The following is a 20631-nucleotide window of genomic DNA, read 5'->3' as shown; positions in this document are numbered from 1 at the left end:
GCGACCGGACTGGCAACCGCCGCGCCGTTGGCAACCACCCCGGACCTGGCCGGCACCGCCCGCGCGCTGGGCGTTCTGGGTCGACGAGCGCGGCCGCCGCGTCCGCGGACCGATCGGACGGTACGGCGGAACCCGCCGGACGACGGCACTCGCGTTCGTCGTGGTGCCCGTCGCGTTGATCGTCATCGTGCTGCTCGACCCGTTCGGGACCAGCAAGCAGAGCGGTACGGCGCCCTTGTTCCGGGTGAGCGCACCGGTCATGACGACCCCGGCTACTCGGGCGCGCTCGATTGCGACGGCGACGGCGTGGCCTGCGGTGACCGCGGGAACTCCTGACGGAGACCCTCGCTCCACAGCTCCTGCGTCTGGATGATCCAGAACGCCGCGAACAGCACGATCAGCGCCGCCTCGATGCCGAGCACCGCGTGCGCCCATCCGAACAGCTTCGCCCAGGCGACCATCAACAGCGGTACGACGACCATCGCGACCGCGATCACGGAGTACCGGTTGGCCCGTGACTGCGGTACGCGGTGCTTGCGGCGGAGCTGTTCCGCGTTCACCACCACGACCGCGACGATGCACGCGAACATCACGATCGCGGCTGCGTAGTGGGCGTGCCCGATGAACCCGGACCGGTCGACGAGGAACCAGCCGAGCCCGCCACCGAAGACCAGCACCGCGACACCGAGCCCGAGGAGGTACGCCGGCGTCCACGCGCTGGGCTCCCGGAGCCGGTCGCGGACGACGAAGTACGCGGTCAGCAGCAGGCACGGTACGCCGACCACGAACAGCGCGAGCATGTTGTTCGAGACGTTGGCCGCCGCGTCGCCGAGCACCACCGGCACCGAATGGCAGTCCCCCTGCCCAGGTGTCGGGACCAGCGCGACACCGGGCGCCAGGATGCCGGCCACGTTGAGCAGGATGTCCTCGGTCTCGGTGTTGCCCTTCAGCACGACCATGCAGACGCCGATCGTGATCAGCCCACCGACGAAGATCGCCCGTACCGGCGTGTAGTAGTACGCGCTGATCGACGTCTGCAGACAGTGCGGATCGGTCTTCGACCACTCGATCAGCACCGCCGCGGCGAGCAACACGATCATCGCCACCATCGCCATCCGCAGGTAGCGGTAGGTCTTGATCGAGTAACCAGCAGGCTCGGTCATCCGCAGGCCCTTTCTGAGCAGGTGACCGTCAGTATGCGCCGTTCACTACCGCACGACGAGAGGCCGGAACGCCGCCTGGATGGTGGCCGCGGTCGGCCGCACGTCCTGATCGGGATCCGGGGCACCGACGCCGTTGTACGTCGTGTACGAGATCGTCGCCGGGCACACCGAGCCGCTGATCTGCGCCGTGGTCTTCTGGATCAGCCGGCCGGTGCGCAGCTCGTACACCTGCACCGGGACCGCGATCTTGTGGAACGTCACGTAGTGGGTGCCGGAGCCGCCGCCGACGAAGGGTCGGTACGGGCAGGTACGTACGGCGGCGCCCTGGGTGTCCTCGCCGGCGCAGACCACCATCGCGGCGTTGTCGGCCGTCGTACCCTTCCACTGCGATGGCAGCTTGCTCGTGTAGTCGGTCTTGCCCGCGAACACCGCCCGGTTGAGGCCGGAGCGCAGCTTCGGAGCGGGGCTGTACTTCGCGGGGGTCGAGCAGTACTCACCGGAGCTGACCAGCCCACGTACGCGGGCCAGCTCGGCCTGGATCTTCGCCTGCAGGATCTCGTAGTCGGCCTTCTTGATACCGGCGCGGGCGCGGGCCGACTGCTTGGCGTGCGGATAGCGCTGCACCAGCAGCACGTAGGTGCCGCGCGCGTTCGTCCAGTCGGACTTGGCCAGCTTGGCATCGCCGCAGCCGAGCAGCGCGTTCGGCTCGATCCGCGGGACGACCTGGTTCGCCTCGTCGAGAAGGTTGCCGGCCTTGGCCCGTCCGCGCAGCCACTCGGTGATCGTGGCCGTTTGGCACGCGTCCTTCAGCGGCAGCCCGCCCAGGAACTCGTTCAGCGCGGTCCGCGTGGTCGGCTCCTGGTTGGGCTGCGCGACGACCGCTGCGAGCATCTCGAATCCCACCTGCAGCCGGGCGGTGTCGGCCTCCGGCCGGGCGCTCCGCAGGACGGCCGCGGCCGCGTCGATCTTCTCGCACGCCGTCGTGTCGGTCTCGACGCGGACGGTCCGCGGTGCGTCGCCGATGCGGTGCCCGACGTTGTACTTCGCCTGCGCCGCCCGGACGCCGCCACAGTCGCCGTCCTGCCGTGCCGCGACGGCGTCCTTGTCGATCCGGTGTACGTCGTACCGCTCGAAGGCGACGCCCGCGAACGCGAGCAGCGTGACGCCGAGCGCGACCAGCCGCTTGGTGAGGTTCGCCGTACGGACCGGGTGGCGCTGGGCCAGGAACCAGCCGTGCACGACCTGGAGCAGACCCCAGCCGATCAGCGCGAACTCGTACCCGGTCTTCCGCTGCGTGCACAGCAGGACGACCAGGACCGCCGTACCGAGGAGGCCGAGGGCGCCGAAGAACCAGCGGCGGATCAGGAAGTACCCGAGACCCAGCAGCGAAGCGTTGCCCAGGGCAACGGCCAGCGGGTCGCGGGGACGGCGGTCGGGGAGCTTCGGGGCCGGTCCGGGGTACGGCAGGCCCTGCGGGGGCGGCGGGTACTGCTGGTAGCTCATCGGCATCGCTCTCGGTCACGAACAGGTAGACCAATTGTGACCGCTGCGAGGTGCATCCGCAGCCCGAATGACCGGTTCCTGTCACCGGGTCCGGTCGTCCTCCGGTAGGCCGGCCGTCTGCAGTAGACGATTTCGTGTCGCGTGCGGGAATCGGACCCAACGCTTACTCTCGAAGAACGGGCGATCACACAGGGTGATGGAGGCGGTGGCATGCAGCCCTTGGAAAACTTCCGGACGCTCGTGGCTCTGCGCGCCAAGCGAGGCGAGTTCACCGCGCTCGAAGCGCTCCGCGCCGACCAGGCGGTACAGCCGCTACTGATGCTCGACTCTGTGCCGGAGGACAAGGTCGAGCGCCTGCTCAACGGTGTGGAGAAGGCCGTCCGTGGGCTGTGGACACTCGGCCGGAGCGCGATGATCGATACCACGAGGCTGACCTCCACGCCAGGCGCCGGCGCCGTACTCGAACGCCTGAACCACCGGCTCCAGCCAACCGCGGCCTTGTTCATGGAGGACGAGGCCGTGCCGTTCGTCCCGGTCGTCCACACCGGTGCCGATCCGGCGCTGCTCACCCGGGTAGGCCAGCTGTCCGGTGAAATGGGCCAGGGCTGCGCGGTGCGTGTCGACGTACGCCGGACCGCCCCCGAGGCGCTCGGTCGTTTCGTGGAGCGGCTCGCGTTCGATCCGACGCGCGTGGACCTCGTGCTGGATGCGGGTTATGTCGCCGGACCCGGCCAGCGGTTGGTGGACGTAGTACTCGTGTTGCTCGACAGTGTGCCGGCGTCGCGCGAGTACCGATCGATCACGGTACTCAGTGGATCTGTCCCCCAGGAGCTGGAGCAGATTCATCACTGGGAACAGCCTCGGTTCGAGGAAGTCCTCTGGCATACGGTCAGGACAGCGACGTCGGACCGCATCCGGTTCGGTGACTACGGCGCCGTTCATCCGGCACCGGGCGAACCTTGGCGGAGCAACCACATCAACCTCAAGTACACCTGCACCGATCATTGGCTCTATCTGCGGGAACGCCTACGCGAAGCGGACGGCGACAACGCCCGAGCCAGCACGCTCCGGCTGGTGTCGGGTGAGTTGGTGAACTCCGGAAGCTTTTCCGGGGCGGATTACTCCTGGGGCGACGATCGACTCGCCGAGGCAGCCGACGGCGGGGGCCACGGACTCGGCGGTACCAGCGTCCCGGTCGCTTTCGCCACCTCCCACCATCTCGCGTATCTCGGCGAATTCGCAGCCGCCTGAGCCCGGCGGCTTCGACATGCGCGCCGGCTGATGTTGTCGCATAAGGGACGGTCGCACCCTCCAGTATTGGACGGAGGACTCAGGCGGCCGGGACGGCGCCGACCTGACCGCCACCTTCGAGAGCGGCCCGGCCAAGTCATCCGCCGCCGCCCGCACCACCGTTGAGCACTGACAGCAAGGCGCCGGGTGTCCATCCAAGCCGGACGCCCGGCGCCGCGTGCAGGTAGTCGACAACACGGTGGACGTTCCACCCGTGCGCCTCGGCGAGGCCGGTGGCGATCCAGTGGAGGTACGACGCGGTGGGAGCGACCGGCTCGAGCGTGGCCACTCCCCCGTGGGTGATCGTGTACATGGGTGTGCCGTCCAACTCCCCAAGCCGTACCACTGTCTCGTAGCGGCCGTCACCGAGGGAGTGCGGTTCGGTGACGGCCGGCAGGATCGAGGCGAGTTCGTGAGCGTACGCGCCGCCCGGCTCGCGCCGCATCTCCTGCGCTGCGACATCGCCCAACTGCTCGGGAGTGAGCAGGTACGCGCGACCGGCGAGCTGCGTGCGAGCAGACGGGTCGTAGAAGGCCGATCCACCACCCCAGACTTTCGAGGCCCCGGCGAAGACCAGCCCGCCGGCGACTGTGACGGCAGCGGTCCGTTGCGGTGCAGTTCGGTCGCGGCAGCCCGGGTAGTCGCGAGCGCCGCCGCGTGGGATGCCGCCGGACAGGTAGCAGTTGAAGCGTTCGAGGGCGAGGTTCGATCCGTAGGCGACGTACCAGATGCGTTGCAGTGGACTCTCCCTCCGTTTCGTCGGTCGCATCGCCGGGATATGTTGCCCGAAGCAACGATAAGTGCCGCGAGCTCATGCCAGGTTACACGAGCCATCCTCGCGGGCGTGCGCAGAATCCGGTGAGTCTGTGGATAACTTCGATTACTGAAATCCCTTGGAAATAAGGGCTTTCTGGGTTGGAACTGTCGGAGGCGGTGTCTACAGTTCAGGTATGGAGATTCTCGGGGAGCGACCGGTGTGGTCGATGAGCGGCGCCGAGATGGTGTCGACCCTCGACGCGGCGTACGCCGAAATCGCACGCCTGGAGACCCTCGTGCTGCACCTGACCGCCGGTATCGAGACCATCGGCTACGCCAAGGAGCTCGGTGCCGGTACGACCACCCGGTTCCTGACGTTCCGCTATCGAGTCGACGCCACGAAGGCTCGCCGCGACGTCCAGCTCGCCACGGCGCTGACGAAGTACCCCGCCGTCGAGGCCGCACTGCCCGACCTTGCGCCTGGGACCACCGCTGACGAAGCCGTCGAGGACGCTCCAGGAAATGGAGTGTGGCTGCATCCGGCACAGGCCGAGGCGATCGTCTCCGCACTGGAGAAGCTTCCCGACTCGGTGCCGGTCGAGGATCTGGCAGTCGCCGAGCGGGAAATGGTGGAGCTCGGGCGTACTCACGGTCCACTCGACCTCCGCAAGGCCGGTGTCCAGGTCCGCAACCGGCTCGACACCGACGGCCCCGAGCCGGCCGAGCGGGAGGCGTACGACCGCGAAGCGCTGAAGTTGAAGACGGCTGACAACGGCGTCGCGTTCACCGGGTTCCTGGCCAACGAGAACGCTGAACTGTTCCGCACTCTGATCCACACGCACGCCAAGCCCCGGAAGACTGTCGACGGCGCCCTCGACCCCCGCAGCCGCGACAAACGCCAGGCCGACGCCCTCACAACCGTCCTCAGCACCGCCCCCCACACCGCGACCGCCGGAGCCGCTCCCACGCAGGACGCGGCGCACAACACTGCGCAGGAGGCAGTGCGGGACTCTGGGCCGGACTCTGGGCCGGACTCTGCATCCGGGATGCCGGGTGCGGCGGCATCCGATGTCGGCCGGCGTCAGAGGAGACGGTCCGGGAGCGGGCATGGGCCGACGCCGCAGATCGTCGTCACCATCGACTTCGACGATCTCAAGGCAGCGACCGCGAACGCGACCGGTCAGCTGATCTACGGCGAAGCGCTGTCCGCGGCGACGATCCGGCGACTGGCCTGCGACGCTCAGATCCTGCCCGTCGTGCTCGGCTCGGACTCCCAGCCCCTCGACCTCGGCACCAGCGTCCGCCTCGCCACCGGCCCGATACGCAAAGCCCTGACCGCCCGCGACAAGGGCTGCGTGTGCTGTGGCGCCCCACCGCTGTACTGCGACGCCCATCACGTCCTGAGCTGGATCGACGGAGGCGAAACCAAGCTCGACAACCTCGTGCTCCTCTGCAAACGATGCCACCGCGACCTGCACGCCGGCCACTGGCAGATCAACATCACCCACGGCACGGTCCAGGTCGCCCGTCCCACCTGGGCAACCCCAGACCCCGTTCCCCGCAACAGATACCGACCGCCAACAATCACTCCCCATACCGCCGAGCCCACAGCAGGCGCACTAACACGTGCCTGGCCTCGTGACACCGACCCAGCCTGGATCACCGCAGCGGATGCCGTACGCCTCAACCCCTCGGGCGACACCACCGACGAGACCCGCACCCGCGAGCACCTCAGGAACCGCGGGCCGACGCCGGAACCCGAGCCAGTACTCCGACCTGTCGCTGGATTCGCTCCCTGGCGCGAAGACTCCGACGCGGTCCCACACGCCGTCATTCCCGAGGAGCCGTCGGGTGGCGCGGGATTCGATGTGTGGGGTGAGGCTCCCGGTGACGAGCCGATCCAAGTACGCCCCGACCCAGGCGCAACGCACCCGTGGCGTGAACCTCCAGAATCCCGCGGCGACAACGCCGCGTAAGTCCACCTGCCCGCCGCAGAAGCCCGCGGTCGCCTGTCCCCCCAGAAGCCCACGCAAGTCGAGTTCCGGAGGCCGTCGGTTCTCGTGAGGTGGACGCCTAGTTGTCGACGGTCTGTTTGTGGCTGCGCTCCGTCGGTCAAACTTCCGGTGTGGCCGAGCAGCAGTTGAACGGTGGGATTGCGAACGCGGGCCAGGTTGTCCGTGTCGGTCGGCATGTGCTTCGTCCGTCGGGTCCGCAGTCGGGTTCGGTTCACGCGCTCTTGCGGGCGGTGAGAGACGCCGGATTCGAGGGTGCCCCGGTACCGGTCGGCATCGACGAGGACGGACGCGAGCGCCTCGTGTTCATCGAGGGCGACGTCCCAGTGGCGCCTTATCCGGAGTGGAGCCAGTCCGACACAGCGTTGGCGTCCGTGGCCAGGCTGCTGCGCGGGCTGCACGACGCCGCGCGCGGGTTTCACTCTCAGGGGCTGAGCTGGAATGACAGCCTGGCGGACCCTGCGGGCGGGACGCTGGTGTGCCACAACGACGTGGAGCTCTCGAATGTCGTGTTCCGTGAGGGCGTCGCGGTCGCACTGCTCGACTTCGACTTCGCCGCCCCAGGCCGTCGCGTCTATGATCTCGCTCAGCTCGGCCGGCTGTGTGTACCGATTGAGGACGACTTCGACCAGGACCGGATCGGCTGGCTGCCCGCTGACCGGCCGGCGCGGTTACGTCTCGTCGCCGACGCGTACGGTCTGGACCGGGACGGCCGGGTGGAGTTGCTTGCCGCCATGAACGATGCCCTCGCCCGCATCGAGGCAGCCGCGCGGCGAAGTATCGCTGCGGGCGACCCGGAGACCGTCGCGACAATGAACCGGACGGGAGGTATCGAGAAGTACGACCGCCGGCGTCGCTGGTGGAGCGCCCACTACGAGCACTTCGCCGCCGCCCTTCTCTGACCACGCCCTGATCCGTTGACACCCGCATCCTGTGGAGTCGGTCGTTTCGTGCCGCGTCAAGCTGCGCAGGCGAGGTAGTCGGGTCGGCGGATTTGGAGCCGATGGCGAAGTGCCGTTGGGATGGGCTCGCTGGTTGCGCGAGCGGATCTGGGCGCCGATGGCGGTGCCTTGGGTCCCGTGATCGGGGTAGTCGCTGCCGTCGGCGCTGCACAGGGCTGTGAACTGGCGCAGGAAGGCGAGGAACTGCGGCCGCGTTGCCGGTCACGGATGCGGATGCGGATGCGGATGCGGTAAAGCATCTGCCCGGATGCCGGGTCAAGCACGGCGAAGATGTGGTGGACTCCGCCGGTGCGGTTGTAGGTGGCACGCCGCCGCTTCGGCCTGCCGAGCCGGGTACCGGCTCTTCCCCGGAAGCGGCTGCAGGCTCAGCATCGACGCAGATCAGCCAGTCGTCCGCTGGGTGGTCGTACAGAACGAGGGTCCTTCCGTACCGCGAACTCCGGGTCCCGTGCGTGCTTCCAGGTATTGGTGTTCTGCCAGCTGATCGGCCAGCCCGGTCAGCCCGGGCTGGACTTCGTGATGCGGCAGAGCTTCTTCCGCACCACCGGTCGTCGGGTTCCCTCGAGGCTCGGGCCTGTCGCGGAAACCGGAGCTTTCCGTTCGTGAGCTGAATCCTGAGGCTGCGCAGAAGCTGGCGCAGGTCGGCGAAGGGCGGGGGGCGGAGATGTTCGCTGTGGAGCAGCAGGCGGTGCGGGAGGTGATCAGGGCGTTCAACGAGGTCGGATTCGCGACGCTGGACCGACGAGGATGCGGAGGGTCGACGCGGAGGGTCGACGCCGCCGGTCGACGCCGTAGGTCGACGCCGCCGGTCGACGCCGCCGGGCGATGCCGCCGGGCGATGCCGAGGATCGGCCCGGGCCGGCGCGGCGATTGCGTGCCCGCTCCACTGTGATGCAGCGCTAGCATCTCCGTATGCCTCTGCTCGTTGATCCGGCTCTGGCTCGGGGAGTCTTGCGGGAGATCGCGCAGCCGCGTCTCGTGAGCGACGGCCTGACTCTGCGGCCGTGGCGGAGGAGCGACGCTGCGGCGGTGTGGACGGCGTTTGACTGTCCCGACATCCAGCGGTGGCACGTTCGGGGGCTCGACAGTCTGGATGAGGCTGGTGATTGGGTCACGCAATGGGCCGATCGCTGGGACGATGAGACAGCGGCGAGCTGGGCGGTTGTCGACGGAGACGACCAGCCGCTCGGGCAGGTCGGACTGCGCAACATTTCGCTAGCCGAGGGTTCCGCCTCGCTGTCCTACTGGGTGACCCCGGATGCCCGGGGCCGGGCGGTCGCCGCGAGGTCGGTGGACGCCCTGTCCGCCTGGGCTTTCGGGCCGATCGGGTTCAACCGGCTGAACGTCCACCACTCCACCGCGAACACCGCGTCCTGCCGGGTCGCCGAACGCACCGGATTCCGGCTGGAGGGAACGCTGCGGCAGGCGATCAAGCACGCCGACGGGTGGCACGACTGGCACCTCCACGGCCGCCTGCACACCGACAGCTGAACATCCGAAACCGAGGTCGCTCGGTAGTGAGCCACCAGGTTGTGCTCAGAATCGTTTGAAAGTGACCTGCCATGGACAGCAGAGTTCACCTTCCGTCAGTGAATCGTTCAGATTAGGGTGCCTGCGACGCAGTGCTGGTGTTTCAGACTCCATCCGCCCCACCGCCCGTCAGGAGGCTTTGCATGCCAGACATCAATCGTCGGAGGTTTCTGCAGTTGGCCGGTGCGTCGGCCGCCATGACAGCAATCATGGACAGTGCCGCGATGGCCAACAGCATCGAGCAGGCCGCCGCGATCCCCGCGCACCGCCGGTTCGGCACCGTTCAGGACGTCGAGCACATCGTCGTACTGATGCAGGAGAACCGCTCGTTCGACCACTACTTCGGCACGCTGAACGGCGTTCGCGGGTACGGCGATCCGCGGCCGGTGACGCTGCCCAGCGGCAAGCCGACGTTCTACCAGAAAAACGCGCTCGGCAAGGAGATCCTGCCGTTCCGGCCGGAGGCGGACAACCTCGGGCTGCAGTTCATCCAGGACCTCGCGCACAGCTGGCCGGACGCGCACCTCGCGCACAACAACGGCCGGTACGACCAGTGGATCCCGGCGAAGACGCCGACCACGATGGCGTACCTGACCCGCGAGGACATCCCGTTTCACTACGCGCTCGCGGACAAGTTCACGCTCTGCGACGCGTACCACTGCTCGTTCATGGGCTCGACCGACCCGAACCGGTACTACATGTGGACCGGATACACCGGCAACGACGGTACCGGCGGTGGTCCGGTGCTCGGCAACGACGAGGCCGGCTACGGGTGGACGACGTACCCGGAGCGGCTCGAGCGGGCCGGTGTGTCGTGGAAGGTCTACCAGGACATCGGTGACGGCCTGGACGGCGATCACGGGTGGGGCTGGATCAACGACGCGTACCGCGGGAACTACGGCGACAACTCGTTGCTCTACTTCAACAACTACCGCACCGCGCAGCCCGGGAACCCCTTGTACGACAAGGCTCGCACCGGTACGAACGCGAAGGCCGGCGACAGCCTGTTCGCCCAGCTCGCCGCCGACGTGAAGGCGAATCGCCTGCCGAAGATCTCCTGGGTCGCCGCGCCCGAGGCGTTCACCGAGCACCCGAACTGGCCGGCCAACTACGGCGCCTGGTACATCTCCCAGGTCCTCGACGCACTGACCGCGAACCCCGAGGTGTGGAGCAAGACCGCGCTGTTCATCACGTACGACGAGAACGACGGCTTCTTCGACCACGTCGTACCGCCGTACCCGCCGATGGACGCGAACCAGGGATTGTCGACAATCGACACCGGGCCGGACCTGTACACCGGCGCTAAGGCCGCGCACGGTCCGTACGGTCTCGGCCAGCGGGTCCCGATGCTCGTGGTGTCGCCGTGGAGCACCGGCGGCTACACCTGCTCGGAGGTCTTCGACCACACGTCGATCATCCGCTTCATGGAGAGCCGGTTCGGCGTCCACGAGCCGAACATCTCGCCGTGGCGGCGGGCGATCTGCGGCGACCTGACGTCCGCGTTCGACTTCGGTACGTCGGCCACCCGGCCGGCGGAGCTCCCGGGCACCAGCGCGTACCAGCCGCCGGACAACAAGCGGCACCCGGACTACGTGCCGACGCCGCCCGCGGTCGGTCAGCTCCCGGCGCAGGAACGCGGCCGGCGACTCACCCGTCCGTTGCCCTACGCACCGGTCGTCGACGGAGCCGTTGCCGACAGCAAGTACAAGCTGAGCTTCAGCTCCGGGCCGCACGCCGGCGCCCAGTTCCTGATCACGTCCGCGAACCGCACCGACGGCCCGTGGACGTACACCACCGAGGCCGGCAAGACCGTCGCCGACAGCTGGAACCCGGTCTACTCGGCCGGCGTCACCGACCTCACCGTTCACGGCCCGAACGGCTTCCTCCGCACCTTCAAGGGCAAGCCCGCGACCGCCCTGGAGATCACCGCCCGCGAGAAGCCGAACTCCGGCACCGTCGTCCTCACCTTCACCTCCGACACGGCCCGCCGCGTCACCATCACCAACGCGTACACCGGAACCACGAAGACGCTCGACGTCCGCAAGGGCACCACCACCCACAAGATCGCCACCACCAGCCACTGGTACGACGTCTCCGTCACCACCACCGCAGACCCGACGTACCTCCGCCGCTTCGCCGGCCACGTCGAAACCGGCACTCCCGGCGTCAGCGACCCAGCCATCAGGACCGTCTGACCCACGACCCGAAGCGGGGTTAACCCCGCAGGTTGTCCCTTAACCCGCTGCATGCGATGGGTTAAGGGACAACGCGGCGGGTTAACCCCTCAAACGTCAGAGGATCGGCGCCTCCGGGGCGGTGGTGTCGCCGGGGGTCTTGTCGTCGAGGTGGTCGAGCTCGTCGACGGCGATGCGGGTGGTCCAGCGCTGGTCGGGGTCGGGTTGGGGGATGGAGTCGAGCAGCAGCCGGGTGTACGGGTGCGACGGCTCGTGCATCACGGTCGACACCAGGCCGCGTTCGACGATCTGGCCTTTGGTGATGACCATCACCTCGCCGCCGAGGTAGTACACGGTGGACAGGTCGTGGGTGATGAACAGCGTGGTCATCCCGTGCTCGCGCTGGAAGTCCAGCAGGATGTCCAGGAAGTGCTTGCGGACCTGGGCGTCAAGCATCGACACCGGTTCGTCGGCGATGATGAACGACGGCTTCAGCATGTGTACGCGGGCCAGCATGATGCGTTGCCGCTGGCCGCCGGACAGCTGGTGCGGGTACCGGCCGAGCACGTTCTCCGGCTCCAGCCGGACCGCGCGCAGGGACTCCTCGATCAGCTCCAGGCCGGCCGCCCGGGTGGAGGCCAGCTTGAACTTCTTCACCGCCTTCCAGAGCACCCGATCGACCCGGTAGAACGGGTTGAAGATCGCGTACGGATCCTGGAACACGGGCTGGACGTCGCGTCGGTACTCGTCGTACTCGGCCCGGGTCAGCTTGAAGATGTCCTTGCCGCCGTACAGCACCGATCCGGCGGTGGGCTTCTGCAGGCCGAGCACGTTCCGCGCGATCGTGCTCTTCCCGCTGCCGCTCTGGCCGACCAGGCTGACGATCTGCGGCGGCGAGGCGGCCAGCGTGAAGCTGACGTCGTCGACCGCGGTCAGGTAGCCGCCGGCCACGTCCCGGGCGTGGAATCGTTGCTCGACGCCCCGAAGTTCGAGTTCCGACTTCACGATGCCCTCCTTCCGACCTGCGGGATCGAGTCGATCAGCTGCCGGGTGTAGGGATCCTGCGGATCCTTGAACACCTGCCGTACGTCGCCGACCTCGACCAGCTGGCCTTCGTACATCACCGCGACCCGGTCGGCCAGCTGCGCGTGCACGCCCATGTCGTGCGAGATCACCATCAGCGTCACGCCGAAGTCGGTGCGCAGATCGGCCAGCGACTGCAGGATCACCCGCTGGATGGTCACGTCCAGCGCGGTGGTCGGCTCGTCCGCGATCACCAGGTCCGGCTCGAGCGCGACCGCGATCGCCATCAGCACCCGCTGCTTCATCCCGCCGGACAGCTCGTGCGGGTACATCCGGCCGACGCGTGCTTCCAGGCCGACCTGTTCGAGCAGCCGCGGGATCAGCTCGCCGAGCGACTCCTTGCGGCTCGGTGCGTGTTCCAGGATCACGTCCTTGAACTGGTCCTGGACGCGCATCACCGGGTTCAGCGAACTCATCGAGCCCTGCGGGAGGTACGAGAGCGCGCTCCAGCGCAGTACCCGCAGCTGCTCGCCGTGCACCTTCAGCAGGTCCACCGGCGAGTGCCCGGCCGGGTGGAACATCACCGAGCCGCCGGTCACCTTGCCCGGCGCCTTCAGCAGCCGCAGCAGCGCGACCGCGAGCGTGCTCTTCCCGCTGCCCGACTCCCCGGCGATCCCGAGGATCTCGCCGCGGTGGACGTCGAGGTCGATACCACGGACCGCCTTCACGTCGCCGCGGTTGGTGGAGTAGACGACCTCCAGTCCCTTCACTTCCAGCACGTTATTCACCGGCCACTCCCCTCAGTCGCGGGTTGTAGACCTCTTCGAGGCCGATGTTCACCATGTTCAGCGCCGCGAACAGCAGCGTCAGCAACCCGATCGGGACCACGAACATCGGCCACGCCCCGAGGGTCAGCGCCCCGGTGCCGATCGCGTTGAAGATGATCTGGCCCAGGTCGATCACACCGCCCGGCCCGAGACCGATGATCTCCAGACCGACCAGTCCGAAGATCGCGCCGAGCGCCGACGACGCGAACCCGACCCCGATGAACGGCAGCAGGTTCGGCAGCAGCTCGGTGACGATGATCTCGATGTCGCGGGCCTTGCCGACCCGCGCCAGGTCGACGTACGGCCGCGTTCTCAGCGAGAGCACCTGGGAGCGGATCGTCTTCGCCGCAAACGGCCAGGAGAAGATCGAGATCATCACGCCGACCTGGAAGAGGCTGACGTTCTTCGCGTACGCCGACAGCGCGATCAGCAACGGGAACGTGGGGATGACCAACAGGATCCCGGTGAACGTGGACAGGATCCCGTCGATCCAGCCGCCCTTGTACCCGGCGACGAACGCCACGATCACGCCCACGACGGTCGAGATCACGCCGGCGATCGCCCCGATCTGCAGGGACACCGCGAGCGCCTTCACCACCATCGCGAACACGTCCCGGCCGAACTGGTCGGTGCCGAGCAGGTGCTTCGGTCCCGGCACCAGCCACCTGTCGTACGCCGCCAGCTCGATCGGGTCCTGGCCGCCGCCGATCGCCTTCGCGATCAACGGGCTGAACAGCGCGAGCAGGATCAGCACGCCGAGGATGATCAGTCCGATCGCCAGCCGCCGGCTGTGCCGGATCGTTCGCAGTACCGCGGTCAGAAGTCTCATCGTCATCACTTCCAGTACTTGACCCGCGGGTCGAGCAGCGGGAGCAGGAGGTCGAGGAGCAGGACGGCGGTCAGCACCGAGAAGATCGCGATGTCGGTGACCCCGAGGATCGTGTTGAAGTCGAGCTGCTGGATCGCGGTCACCAGCGTGGTCCCGAGACCCGGGTAGTTGAACAGCTGCTCGACCAGCACGTTCCCGTTGAAGATGAAGCCCAGCGAGATGCCGAACGCGGTGATCTGCGGCAGGTAGCAGTTCCGCAGCGCGTACCGGGTCAGGATCCGGGAACCCTTCAGGCCCTTCGCCTCGGCGTACACCAGGTAGTCCTCGCCGAGAATGGGGATCATCAGCATCCGGGTGGACAGGATCCAGCTGAACGTCCCGATGATCACGATCGACAACCCCGGGAGCAGCCCGTACTTCAGCACACTGCCGATGAACGCCAGACTGATCCCCGGATTGATGTTCGAGTCGTACGCCGATCTCGCAGGCAACAGGCCCATCGAGTACGCGAAGACGTACACCAGGATCAGCGCGACGAAGAAGTACGGCACGTGCGACAGCGCGATCGACAGGTTGGTGGCGATCGCGGAGCCGAGCTTGCCGCGCCGCCAGCCGGCGATCGCGCCGATGATCATGCCGAGGATCCAGGCCAGGACGGCGGAGATGCCGAGCAGACCGATTGTCCAGGGCAACGACCGCAGGATCACGGTCTGCGCCGGCGTCGGGTAGTTGATCAGGCTCGGCCCGAGGTCGCCGTGCAGGATCAGCTTCTCCATGTACTTGAAGTACTGGGTCAGCAGGTTCCCGTCGAGCCCGAACTCGTGCTTGTACCGGGCGATCAGCTCGGTACTGGCCTGCGCGTTGTAGACGTAGTTCTGTTGCAGCGTCTGGATCAGCGTCTGGATCGGGTCACCAGGCATCAGGCGGAAGAAGAAGAACGCGATGGTCAGCGCGCCCCACAGCTCCACCAGATAGAGCCCGAACCTGCGGATCGCGTACGCCGCCAGCGGATGCCGCGACAGCCAGGCCCGCACCCCGGACGGGGACGCGGCGTCCTGGCTCTTGTCCACAGCTACTACCGGCGGCGCATCCGCCCTCACGCCGGTCCCTTCTGCCCGGTGGCGCTGATCTTGCCGAGCACGAAGATGAAGTGCGGCCACCAGTTCAGCGGCACCTCGTACAGGTTGTCGTCGGTCGGCCAGTCCTTCCAGAACGCCGTGTTGAAGTACGACGGGTAGCCGGTCTGGATCGACGCGAGCAACGGCAGCTGCTGGAAGTAGATCTCCAGCGCCTTGTCGAGCAGCGGCTTGGCCTCGGGCGAATCCGGGTTGAGCACGCCCAGCTGTTCGACGATCTTGTCGAAGTCGGGGTCGCGGAATCGCATCTTGTTCTTCTGCGCGGCGTTCTTGCCGATCGGCTGGTACTTGTCGCTGGTCCAGTCGGTGTACAGCTGCACCGGGTCGATCGCGAAGCCGGCCCAGTTCGAGTCGATGTCGTACTCGCCGCGCTGGAACTTGTCGTCGTGCACGCTACCGGCCAGGCTGCGCAGGGTGGCCGGTACGCCGACCTTCCCGAGCTCGGTCTTCAGCAGGTTGGCGATCGCGTACTCCGGGCCGTCGACCGGCGAGACCGTGATGATCTCGAGGTTGATCTCCTTGCCCTTGTACGTCCGATTGCCGGCCGCGTTCTTCGGCGCGATCTCGTCCAGCAGCTGGGTCGCCTTGTCCGGGCTGAACTCGAACTTGTACTTGTTCGCGAGATCGTCGTTCTTCCACTTGTCGTTGGTCGGGTAGTCCGCCCACGGGTACTGCGCGGGCGGTACCTTCACCGGCCAGATCGAGTTGCCGATCTTCTCCCGGTCAATGCAGTAGTTGATCGCCCAGCGCATCTTCGGGTCCGACATCACACCGCGCGCCGGGTCGCAGTTCAGCCAGAAGACCCGCGGGTTCGGGTCGTGGAACTGCGTCGTCACGAGGTTCGGGTAGCCGGTGTTCCGCAGCTGCTTGGCGTGCTGCTCGTCGACCGAGCCGACGTCGAACTCGGCCCGCTCGAACGCCAGCGACGCCTGGTCGAGCTGCTTCGACGTGCTCTGGAACACGACGTACTGCGGCTTGACGTCGAGCTTGTCCTTGTTCCAGTAGTTCGGGTCCTTCTCCCAGACGAACATCTTCTGGTTCCGGATCGCCGTCTTCAGCTTGTACGGGCCGGAGCGGACCGGCGGGTTGTCCTTATACTTCGTCGGGTCCTGCGACTTCCAGATGTGCTCGGGCATGATGTTGTTCGGCGCACCGGAGATCGCAGCGATGAAGTTGTAGTGGAAGCGCGGCGCCGGCTTCAGGAAGGTGACCACCGCGGTCTGCGGGTCCGGAACGGCGATGGACTTCACGAACTCCTTGAGGTCCCCGCCGCCGCCGAAGAGGTCCGGGCGGTCCTTCAGCAGCATGACCGTGAACTTGAAGTCGTTCGCCCCGAGCGGCTGGCCGTCGTTCCAGTGCGCCTTCGGGTCGAACTTCAGGGTCAGCTCGGTGAAGGCGTCGTTGTACTTGTACTCCGTCGCCAGCCACGGCGTCAGCTTGCCGGTGGCGAAGCTGAGGAAGAACAGCGGCTCGGTGCTGAGCTCCACGCCGGCGCCCGAGGGCGACCCGTTCGGAATCATCCCGTTGAAGCTGTCGAAAACGGTGTACTCGACCTGGCCGACGATCACGGTCTGGTCGCGCGGGACCGGGATGTTGGCCTTGCCGATCTGGATCGACTTGGTGGCGCTGGGCTTGTTGTTGGCTCCTGCCGGCTTGTCGGAGTACGAGCCGCCGCCGGAGCAAGCGGCCAGGAAGGCGGTCATCGCGGCCGCGGCTCCAGCTCCGATCATGCCGCGGCGGGACAACTGGTACCGGACGACATCTTCGACGTCTTCGAACTGCGGGCGCGGCGCGTCATTCATGATGAATGTCACCTCCGTTTACGTTGCGTGGATTGGCGGATGACCGACCGAGAGGTGCCACGGACTATAAGTAGCGTTGACAACGTTGACAAGAGTTCGCTGCCACGTTGGAACCGCAACGTCATATCCGCAGATCAGTCGATATACCAACCTTTGACAACGTTGCTCGCTCTGGGTGACGCCTCTAGGCGGAAACGCTTCCAACGGCGGTCACGCGGCGTGTCGGGCAGCCGGTTCCGGTCAGTCGAAGACTGCGTCCACGAGAAGTTCGGCGGAACGGTCCGGTTCGTTGAGAACCGCGCGGATCACATGCCGCCGGTCCCAGCGCCCGGCCGCCCAGGCGAGCGCCTTCGCGAGCCCGTCGAAGGTGGCCGCGTGCGGGCCGCCGTCGGCGTCCACCCACCACGAGACCTCGACGCCGTCCACGGTCAGCTCCTCGTGCTCCCACCAGGTGGCCGGCACCTCGGGGACCAGCTCGCGGACGATCGGCGGTACGTCGGCCGCCGTACCGTCGCCGTCGATCTTGCCTTCGGCAACTTCCTGGGCGAGCGGTACGTCGAACAGGTCGCTGAGCCCGTCCGCGGCCGCGCCGGAGCCGATCACGAAGCCGCCGAGGTCGTCGCGCTGCACCCACATCGGGCCGTCGACGACGACCGCGTGCTCGGCGTCCGTTACGCGGGTGCCGCCGGCGGGGTCGAGGACGCGGACCTGGGCGGGCGCGTCGCCGGGGAACAGCGCGAGCGTGCCGAGGCGGGTCCAGAGGCGGAGGATCGCTGCCTCGTCGAGGTCCCGGTCCGGGTCGGCGAGTCTCTCGAGGACGAGCGCGAGGCCGTCGGCGTCCAGGTCGCCGACGTCGCGGACCAGGCCGACCGCGGTCCTCACCTCTGGGTCGAGGGCTGCGGTCCAGTCCGGTGCTTCGTCGAGGAAGGTCGCGAGGATCGGTTCGGCGTCGGGGTCGGCACGGCCGGCGAGGGGTTCACCGTTGTCCGTGAGCACGTGCTCACGGATCCACCAGGCGGAGTACGACGGTACGCCGAGCGGGCGGTCGTCCGGTCCGACGACCCGCACCTGGGTGACGAGCGCGCGCCGCAACTCCGGGTCGGATCCCAGGATTTCCAGGGCTTTCGGCCAGCTGTCGTCGGTGATCCAGTCGAGGTCCCGAATCGCTTCGAGCTCGCCGACCGTCGCGCCGTACGGCGATCCGCCGGGTGCCACGTCGTACGCCCAGTCCTCGATGCGGTCGAGGTCCAGCAGCATTTCCGGCAGTTGATCGAGCGCGACCTCGGAGGCGGCGACGGTGCCGAGGGTCGCGAGCACACCGACAGCCTGCAGCGCGGGCTGGCCGTAGCGCTCGAGCAGGTCATCCGCGACCGGGGAGACCTCCTCCGGGTCGAGGATCGCGTGGGCGGCGGATCCCCTTATCACCAAGGCATTCGCAGGTACGAACTCACCATTCACATCCCGCAACACCAGATCCGACAACCACCAAAGCCCCTCCGCCTGACCCGGATCAGCAGCAACCAAAGCCAGCACGGCGTGCGCAATCGCATCGGGCCCCTCGGCATGCGCGAACGCGTCCTCGGCCCCGTCGAGAGCGAACGCCTCCTCGGCCCCACGAGCGGCGAACGCCTCCCCCTCACCGGCGTGGGCGATTGTGTCGCGGTGTTCGGCCGCCTGGTCGATTGCGGTGCGGATGGCGGGGGCTTCGAGGAGGGAGCGGGCGGTGGCGGGGGTGGCGCCTAGGCGTTCCAGGGTTGGGGATACGGCGTCGGGGTGGACGACGCGGACGCCGTACTGGCTGAAGGCTTCGAGGGTCGTGAGCGGGATTTCGGGGCCGGGGAGGAGGAGGCCGCGGGCGCCGCGTACCAGGCGACCGTCGGCGAGGGGGACGGGGAGGGTGCCGAGGGACTCTCGGACGAGCGGGTCGGTGACCATCGTCGCGAGGGAGGTGTAGAGGTTGCGCCACCAGCTCGGCGGTTCCTCTCCCCCGAGTTGGTCGACCACCTCGGAGAGCTCAAGTCGCCGTACCTGCAGGGCATCCAGCGCCTGCCGGTCTTCGCGGCGGGCGTGGATCAGCCCCGGTACGAGAGGTGCCAGGACCTCGGCGAACGGCTCGTCAGCACCTTCCACCACGACGGCGTCGCGCGGGCGGACGACCGATCCGTCGACGGCCCGCAGGAGCGGTACGCCGGGCAGCACCACCCGGATGGCGTCCCGCAGCATCCGGTCCACCGTCCCCGCCGCGAGACCGGTGGGTACCAGCCGCAGTACGTCGTCCCCGTCGTCGAACCGCCGCAGCAACAGCTCCCCGTACGCCGTCGCCGCCTCCCGCACAAGCCGCTCCGTCAGCGGCCCCTTCGCCACATGCCGCCGCGTCGAATCCAACGGGAACGTTGCCAAGAGCAACGCCGGCAGCGACAGCGGTTCATCCGTCGGAGTAGGCGCATGAACAACCACCGGGTCGAACCTCGTGGGGTCCTTGGGCGACAACAGGTCGGGCTCCGCCTCTGGACCGCCGTGGGAGTTCGCGTCGGTGACCGGTTCCTTCGCCTTGGACTGATGCGGGCGGGGCGGCTGGTGTTCGCGGGCGTGACCTGATGGTGCGGTTGTGCTTGGGAGGGCCCATACCACCGACCAGGTTGGGCGGGTGCGTTCTTCGGTGGGGCGGTCGGCGAGGAGGTGTTCGCGTTCGGTGCGGGTGAAGACGCCGCCGGTGCGGTGGATGTGCCAGCGGGTGTCGGCGTTCTCGAGGACCTGGTGGGTGTCTTCGGTTTCGATCTCGATGCGTTCGAGGCCGGGGAGGGCGAGGAGGAGGGTGTCGTCGGCTTCTGCGAGCAGGCGGCGTACGAGCGCGACCGCAGCCTCGTCGCGGAGCGGCAGGATGACTGCCGTGTCGTACCCCACCGGGGGCTCGCCTTCCGCGGAGAACGGCAGCCGGAGGACAGGTACGTGCCCGTCACGGCGGCGGAGTTCGGTGTCGAGGCCGGCCGATCCCAGCGCGGCGATCGCCCCGGCGGTGTCGGCCTTCGAGAACCGCACCCCACCCGTACGAGACAGCACAACCGGCTCGTCCGTCACGCCAAGCACAGCCGAAAACCCCACCCCAAACCGCCCAACCACCCCAACACCGGCACCGGCCGTACCGCCAGCTCCGCCGATGTCGGCCACACCAACCGCACCAACCGCACTAGCCGCACCGCGCGTAGCCCGGGCTTGGGGAGGATTACTGCCCGATGCGGGAGGGAAATCCTCCCCAACCTGGGTTTCCGGGGTGGGGTGTTTGGCGGAGGCTCGGAGGGTTGCGAGGGATTGGATTCCCTCGGGGTCCAGGGGGGCGCCGGTGTTCGCGACGACGAGGGTGTTGTTGCGGAGTTCGTAGAGGACCCGTCCGGGGACGCCGGCGCGGGCCGCGGCGTCGGCGGCGTTCTGGGCGAGTTCGACGACGATTCGGTCGGCGTACCCGCCGAGGGCCAGTTCCTCCTCGGCGTTCGCGTCCTCGCGGAAGCGCACGGGCGCGGCCGCCCATCCCGCCAGTACCCGTTCGCGGATTCCCGTCGTACCGAAGGCGTCGTCAGTCACGGCGGCAGGCTACTGGAACGGGCATCCCAGGTTCGGAGCGTCCTC

14 protein-coding genes are annotated in these 20631 nt (G+C 67.8%); 5 read left to right on the top strand and 9 right to left on the bottom strand.

From position 1 onward, the window contains the following. Positions 1–272 precede the first annotated feature (272 nt). On the bottom strand, positions 273–1163 hold the full coding sequence (locus JOF29_RS16645; RefSeq protein ID WP_209695094.1) for a hypothetical protein: 891 nt from the start codon (positions 1161–1163) through the stop codon (positions 273–275). A gap of 45 nt (positions 1164–1208) precedes the next feature. Further along, positions 1209–2666, bottom strand: coding sequence for a tol-pal system YbgF family protein (locus JOF29_RS16640; protein WP_209695093.1), 1458 nt, complete (start codon positions 2664–2666; stop codon positions 1209–1211). 210 nt (positions 2667–2876) lie between these two features. Between JOF29_RS16640 and JOF29_RS16635 the strand changes: the two genes are divergently transcribed. Next, positions 2877–3917 (top strand): beta family protein, encoded by a 1041-nt coding sequence (locus JOF29_RS16635; RefSeq protein WP_209695092.1) that lies wholly within the window; start codon positions 2877–2879, stop codon positions 3915–3917. 136 nt (positions 3918–4053) lie between these two features. Here JOF29_RS16635 and JOF29_RS16630 read toward each other — a convergent pair whose 3' ends face one another. Beyond that, positions 4054–4725 carry a histone deacetylase gene (locus JOF29_RS16630; RefSeq protein WP_209695091.1) on the bottom strand — a complete coding sequence of 224 codons (672 nt, stop codon included), beginning with the start codon at positions 4723–4725 and terminating at the stop codon, positions 4054–4056. A 181-nt stretch (positions 4726–4906) separates the two neighbouring features. On the opposite strand from JOF29_RS16630, the gene JOF29_RS16625 reads away from it, so the two are divergent. The 4 genes from JOF29_RS16625 (at position 4907) to JOF29_RS16610 (ending at position 11411) form a co-directional block, all read left to right on the top strand. Then, positions 4907–6688, top strand: coding sequence for an HNH endonuclease signature motif containing protein (locus JOF29_RS16625; RefSeq protein WP_209695090.1), 1782 nt, complete (start codon positions 4907–4909; stop codon positions 6686–6688). A 149-nt stretch (positions 6689–6837) separates the two neighbouring features. Next, positions 6838–7626, top strand: a complete 789-nt coding sequence (locus tag JOF29_RS16620; protein WP_209695089.1) for a phosphotransferase — start codon at positions 6838–6840, stop codon at positions 7624–7626. A gap of 972 nt (positions 7627–8598) precedes the next feature. Further along, entirely contained in the window at positions 8599–9177 is a 579-nt protein-coding gene (locus JOF29_RS16615; RefSeq protein ID WP_209695088.1) for a GNAT family N-acetyltransferase, read from the top strand. 182 nt (positions 9178–9359) lie between these two features. Beyond that, complete coding sequence (locus tag JOF29_RS16610) at positions 9360–11411, top strand: phosphocholine-specific phospholipase C (protein ID WP_209695087.1); 2052 nt, start codon at positions 9360–9362, stop codon at positions 11409–11411. Between the two features lie 96 nt (positions 11412–11507). Here JOF29_RS16610 and JOF29_RS16605 read toward each other — a convergent pair whose 3' ends face one another. The 6 genes from JOF29_RS16605 to JOF29_RS16580 all read right to left on the bottom strand — a co-directional run bounded on the left by JOF29_RS16605 (position 11508) and on the right by JOF29_RS16580 (position 20586). Continuing rightward, positions 11508–12395, bottom strand: a complete 888-nt coding sequence (locus JOF29_RS16605; RefSeq protein WP_209695086.1) for an ABC transporter ATP-binding protein — start codon at positions 12393–12395, stop codon at positions 11508–11510. Continuing rightward, complete coding sequence (locus JOF29_RS16600; protein ID WP_307863397.1) at positions 12392–13183, bottom strand: ABC transporter ATP-binding protein; 792 nt, start codon at positions 13181–13183, stop codon at positions 12392–12394. The genes JOF29_RS16605 and JOF29_RS16600 overlap by 4 nt, the downstream gene beginning before the upstream one ends. Positions 13184–13193: 10 nt before the next feature. Continuing rightward, positions 13194–14069: an ABC transporter permease gene (locus JOF29_RS16595; protein WP_245357626.1), complete on the bottom strand. Its 876-nt coding sequence runs from the start codon at positions 14067–14069 to the stop codon at positions 13194–13196. A 5-nt stretch (positions 14070–14074) separates the two neighbouring features. Further along, positions 14075–15169 carry an ABC transporter permease gene (locus JOF29_RS16590; protein ID WP_209695083.1) on the bottom strand — a complete coding sequence of 365 codons (1095 nt, stop codon included), beginning with the start codon at positions 15167–15169 and terminating at the stop codon, positions 14075–14077. Then, the gene (locus JOF29_RS16585; protein WP_209695082.1) at positions 15166–17007 is read right to left on the bottom strand and encodes an ABC transporter substrate-binding protein; all 1842 of its coding nucleotides are present in this window, start codon (positions 17005–17007) and stop codon (positions 15166–15168) included. The genes JOF29_RS16590 and JOF29_RS16585 overlap by 4 nt, the downstream gene beginning before the upstream one ends. A 240-nt stretch (positions 17008–17247) precedes the next feature. After that, on the bottom strand, positions 17248–20586 hold the full coding sequence (locus tag JOF29_RS16580; protein ID WP_307863396.1) for a hypothetical protein: 3339 nt from the start codon (positions 20584–20586) through the stop codon (positions 17248–17250). Positions 20587–20631: the final 45 nt, after the last annotated feature.

Source organism: Kribbella aluminosa (assembly GCF_017876295.1).
In the GTDB taxonomy this organism is placed as follows: domain Bacteria; phylum Actinomycetota; class Actinomycetes; order Propionibacteriales; family Kribbellaceae; genus Kribbella; species Kribbella aluminosa.
This window is presented reverse-complemented; position numbering and strand designations above follow the sequence as displayed.